This window comes from Blastocatellia bacterium (genome assembly GCA_035573895.1).
Taxonomy (GTDB): domain Bacteria; phylum Acidobacteriota; class Blastocatellia; order HR10; family HR10; genus DATLZR01.
The window spans coordinates 1-3,516 of record DATLZR010000092.1; the positions used below are offsets into that span (position 1 = coordinate 1).

Here is a 3,516-nt window from a genome sequence, read left to right on the forward strand (position 1 = left end):
GACTGGGAGCCGTTGACTATCTCGTTCAGGGTACCACCTATCCCGACGTCATCGAATCGCAATCGGTGCGCGGCCCTTCGGCGGTCATCAAGAGTCATCATAACGTTGGCGGGCTTCCCGATGCGATGCGGCTCAGACTCATCGAGCCGCTCCGAGAGCTGTTCAAAGATGAAGTCCGCGAGGTCGGTCGCCGGCTGGGGATTCCTCAAGAGATCATCGAGCGCCATCCTTTCCCCGGACCCGGGCTGGCCGTGCGGATCGTCGGCGAGGTCACGTCGGACCGGCTGGAGATTCTTCGGGCCGCCGATGTCATTGTCACCGAGGAAATCGCTCGTGCGGGACTCGGACGGGACCTCTGGCAAGCCTTCGCCGTGCTGCTGCCGGTCAAAAGTGTCGGCGTCATGGGCGATGATCGCACCTATGAGTACACCATTGCGGTGCGAGCTGTCCACAGTGTGGACGGAATGACCGCCGACTGGGCCCGACTGCCGTACGATGTGCTGGCGCGCATTTCCAATCGCATCGTGGCCGAGGTGCGAGGAGTCAATCGTGTCGTCTACGACATCAGCTCGAAGCCGCCGAGCACGATTGAATGGGAGTGATGGTCTTCGGAAAAGTGGAGGTGTTCCCGTCAACGCCTATCTCGAGGTGGCGAAGTCGCACGATCTCTTTCGTCCGTTAAGCAGGTCCCTGCCCGAGGATCGGGGCGAGATGGAAGCTCATCGGCACGCGGGGAAATGGTCATGATGAGGTTTCAGACAATCCGACAGTTATCCTTTCGAGCGGGAATCGTTGCGTTCGCTCTGCTCGTCACCATGGGAGGTGAGCGGCGGGGCGTCTCCCTCTCCACCGGGACGTCGCAGGTCCAGACCTTCCCCTTTGGCGAAAATGTCATTGCCGATATTACCGCCGCCGGAGAAACGGATACCTACATGTTCACCGCCGCCGAAGGCGACGTGATCACTGCGCGAGTCGTGGACTGTTCGACGGGAGGAGTCTTCGATCCCTGTATGGAACTGCGCGATCCCGTAGGTCGGACGCTCACCCAGGTGTGTGATCGAATGGTCGCGCGCATCACCGGACACCGGCTGGCGCTTTCGGGTTCCTATACGCTGACGGTCGGCGACGATGGGCTGGATCGCACAGGTCGCTACAGCTTCTTCCTCCAGCGGGTGAACTCTCCCGGTCTGGCCGAGACGCTGCTGACGAACGATGCTTTGCCGGGCGGCGTGAGCTTTTGCGGGGAGGCGGCCACCTATACCTTTCGCGGTCGAGCGGGCGATCAGGTGAGGATCTCGATGGTGCGTGACGCGGGCGCGTCGTTGACTCCATCCCTCGAACTGTACGACGAAACGGGACGACTCCTGACCCGGACGGCAGCCGCCCCGGGTCAGTCAGAAGCTCGAATTGACCGCCTCCTACCCAGTGCGGGCCCCTTCACCCTCGTCGCGAGTGATGTTCAGACACAAACGGGAACCTATCGAATCACCCTCAGCGTCTCGCTCGGACAGGCCGTTCTGCCACTTATCTCTATCGGTCGCGGACCTGAGGGGATTCGTCGAACCACCATTCTTCTGACCAACCCGTCATCCACCCCTGTGCGGGGCCGGATGGAATTTCTCCAGCCCGATGGTCAGCGTCCGTTGCTCGTCACATTTCAAGGCGTGACCGATTCGCAGTTTCTTTTCTCCCTTCCGCCTGGAGGGATGCGCGCCTTTGAAAGCGAGGATGCTACTACACCGGCGCAGGGGTTCGCCCGCCTGACGAGCGATTTGCCGCTTCGTGTCGTGGTGACGCTTCGATCCCTCGATCCCTCGGGAGCCCCAGTCTTCGAGACAAGCTATGGAACACTCGGTCTTCAGCGGACGGCTTCCGTTGTCGCCGATAGCCTGGGGGAAGATGCCGAGACCGGGATCATTCTCTACAACCCGAGCGATCAACGGGCTGATGTCACCATTCAACTGCTAACCCCAAACGGACAGGCTGCCGCCAATCCGGTAACGCTCGCCGTTGCTCCGGGAACGCTGGCGGTGAGTCCATCAGGCGAAGGGATTCGTTTCCTCGGAGACCTGTTCCCTTCCGTCGGCACGATTTCGGAGTTTCTGGGAGCGATGACCCTCACGAGCACAACGGATGTGATCGTCCTTCCCGTTCGCCGACGGGGCACGCGCCTGACAATTCTTCCCCAACTGTAGACGAGAGGCTGAGCGGTGGTCATGGATACGCTGTTCGAGTTTTTCTTTAAATACAAGCCGGTCGTCTTCGAGAAAGGAGATCTGAGCTTTGCCGCAGGTCTCTCGCCCGTGGTGCTCGTTGTGCTCCTCATCGGCGTCCTGGGAGCCGGATCATTCACCTACCTGCGCTCACGAGGATCGCTCAATTGGAAGTGGAGAAGCGGCCTTCTCGCCCTTCGGCTGGGCGCTCTGCTGGTGCTTCTTTTTTGCCTTCTTCAGCCGGTGATCGTCGTCCCCTCGATTGTTCCTCAGACGAGTTACGTGGCAGTTCTTGTGGACGATTCGAGGAGCATGGCCATCAGGGATGTAGACGGGCGGAGTCGGGCCGAGTCGGTAGCACAATTGCTCGCGCCCGATGCCCCGTTCGTCGCGCATCTCGGCGAGAAGTTCAAGCTTCGCCTGTATCGCTTTTCGCGTCAGCCGGAAGTGGTGACGGAGGCTCACCGTTTGACCGCCGGGGGATCGCGAACGAACCTTCTCTCGGCGGTAGAGTCAGTAGCCAATGACCTCAAAGGACTGCCGCTTTCGGCGCTCGTCATTTTGAGCGATGGGTCAGACCATTCGACAATGGACCTGGCGCGCGCGCTTCAGAGCCTGCGGGCGCGTAAGCTGCCGGTCTACGTCGTGGGCGTGGGGAGCGAGGAGTTCGAGACTGATGCCGAACTGGTCAGAGTCAACGTTCCTCGTCGAATTCTCAAGGGGTCGTCGGTCACGGCGGATCTTCTGGTGCGCGTCGGGCGTCGTCTGAATCGGCGCATCGCTGTGAACGTCAGCGAAGAGGGGAAGGTGATCGCATCGCAGGAATTTGAGGTCAGAGCTTCCTCCGAACCTCAACCCGTGCGTCTCGATTTCACGCCAACGCTGACCGGGATGGTCCGTTACCGCTTCGCCGTGAATGTCCAGCCCAACGAACTGATCGCGGAAAATAACCATCAGGACGCCGTGATCGAGGTCCGCCAAGAGGTCGCGCGGGTCCTCTACATCGAGGGCGAGCCCCGATGGGAGTATGGAAAACTCCGTCATGCCCTGGCCGAAGATCAACAGGTGAATCTCGTTTCCGTCGTGCGAACGGCGCGGGGAAAGTTTTATCGTCAGGGGATCGAGAAACCGGATGAGCTGATCGAGGGCTTCCCCAAATCGCGCGAGGAATTGTTCCGCTATGAGGGCCTGATTCTGGGCAGCATCGAGGCGGGGTTTTTCAGCTTCGATCAGTTGAAGGAGATCGAGGCGTTTGTCAGCGAGCGAGGAGGAGGATTACTGATGCTCGGCGGGGATCGGTCGT

Annotated in this window: 3 protein-coding genes; all 3 read left to right on the top strand. The window is 60.4% G+C overall.

What is annotated here, in order from left to right:
- Positions 1-602, top strand: a 602-nt coding sequence (gene guaA / locus VNM72_09070) for a glutamine-hydrolyzing GMP synthase (protein ID HXF05554.1), incomplete at its 5' end; no start/stop codon positions are given.
- 141 nt (positions 603-743) lie between these two features.
- The gene (locus VNM72_09075; protein ID HXF05555.1) at positions 744-2,195 is read left to right on the top strand and encodes a hypothetical protein; all 1,452 of its coding nucleotides are present in this window, start codon (positions 744-746) and stop codon (positions 2,193-2,195) included.
- Positions 2,196-2,210: 15 nt separating this feature from the next.
- Positions 2,211-3,516, top strand: a 1,306-nt coding sequence (locus tag VNM72_09080) for a vWA domain-containing protein (protein ID HXF05556.1), incomplete at its 3' end; no start/stop codon positions are given.